This is a genomic window from Aphanothece microscopica RSMan92 (genome assembly GCF_046613545.2).
Lineage (GTDB): Bacteria > Cyanobacteriota > Cyanobacteriia > PCC-6307 > Cyanobiaceae > NIES-981.
On sequence record NZ_JBKKKY020000672.1, the window covers coordinates 1 to 387 of the forward strand.

Here is a 387-nt window from a genome sequence, read left to right on the forward strand (position 1 = left end):
ATCTGAGATCCGGCGGAGCCGCGTCCAGGCAATGCGCCATTTCCGGCATCGGCGTTGGCATCTCGACGAGATGTTCGTGAAGATCAACGGGGTGAAGCACTATCTCTGGCGGGCGGTCGACCACGAAGGCGAAGTGCTCGAAAGCGTCGTGACGAAGCGCCGGGACAAGAAGGCAGCGTTGACCCGAAGGGCCGCGAAGGGAACTTCCTCAGGAAATCGCTTCGGCAGCAGGGCTCCACCGAAACAATCGTCACGGATCGCCTGGCGTCCTATGGCGCCGCTCTGAAAGCATTGGGCGTGATTGATAGGCGCGAGATCGGCCGGTGGTTGAACAACCGCGTCGAGAATTCCCATCAACCGTTTCGACGACGGGAACGGGCCATGCTC

The 387-nt window shown here is 61.0% G+C and carries 1 pseudogene; it reads left to right on the forward strand.

Features of this window, described 5'->3' with window-relative positions:
* Positions 1 to 387 (forward strand): annotated as a pseudogene (locus tag ACLD7X_RS19565) (DDE-type integrase/transposase/recombinase); the annotation flags it as partial.